Here is a 1073-nt window from a genome sequence, read left to right on the forward strand (position 1 = left end):
GGCAGCCGCACCCGAGCAGGACGACAGCACGATCAGCGGCAGCGGTCGGGATGCGCCCTTGATCGCGTCCACCAGCTCCTGCGCCTGGATGGGGACCGGATTGCCGTCCTCGTCCTCCAGTTCCACCGAGGATGCCGAGCCGTGCGCGGACAGGTGCAGCACGTGATAGTTGTCCCCACCCTCGACATCACCGGCGTCCCCGGGGTTCCGGCCGCCCAGCGCGTCGGAGATCTCCTGCAGGCCGGCGACCTCGAGGATCGTGACCTGCGCGGCCCCGGAACCGGCCACCGGACGGACCGCGTCGATGATCGCCTGCATCTCCGCCTCGACGTCGAGCGGGGCGTTCTGCGTCCGGGTCTCCTCCGGCGCCGCCACCGCGACGAGGATCTTCAGCGGGCCCGGCAGCGACGGAGTCGCAACCCGGTTCAGCCCGGCGACCCGGCGAGTGAGCCGCACCCCGGGCATGGTGGCCAGCAGCCGTCCGCCGGCCATCCGCAGCAGTTCGTAGGGCAGGGCGAGCGCCGTGCCCTCGGCCTCCACCACGATGTCCACGACCGCGCCGAACGGCGAGCCGTCGATCAACTCGGTCAGGTGCCGCGCGGTGTCGGCGTCGAACAGCACGTCCCGCAACCGATGCCCGGCCTGGGACAGGTGCGCGTCCGCAGCCGCCGCATCCGCCGGCTGTGCCGTCCACACCGTGTCGAGCCCGCGTGGCAGGGCGCCGGTGCGCTCCCCCAGCAACGTGCCGGCGAGCAGCACCCGCGTGCTCAGTCGGCCGTCGGCGAGTCGCACCGCAAGGACGATCTCATGGGTGAGCGAACCCGGGCGTGACCCGTCCCGGCCGCCTGCGCCTGTGCCTGTGCCTGCCCGCGCGACGGCCGGCGGTGGCGCCCCGGGCAGGGCGACGTCACGGGGAGGCAGAACAGGGCGGGTCCCAAGCGGTGGTTCGATCTCGAACGGCTGGCCGGTCAGGACGCGCAGTAGCGTCTCCATACCGGCACCGGCATCGTCGATCTCCGCGATCGGGTAGTGGGTCGTCGAGTACGGTCCCAACCACACCGGGATGTCCTCGA

1 protein-coding gene is annotated in these 1073 nt (G+C 72.5%); it reads right to left on the reverse strand.

Going from position 1 to position 1073, the window contains the following annotated elements:
• Positions 1-1059, reverse strand: a 1059-nt coding sequence (locus tag U9978_RS13535; RefSeq protein WP_322761464.1) for a CHAT domain-containing protein, incomplete at its 3' end; no start/stop codon positions are given.
• Between the last annotated feature and the right edge of the window lie 14 nt (positions 1060-1073).

It is taken from the genome of Protofrankia sp. Cr2, from assembly GCF_963555885.1.
In the GTDB taxonomy this organism is placed as follows: Bacteria; Actinomycetota; Actinomycetes; order Frankiales; family Frankiaceae; genus Protofrankia.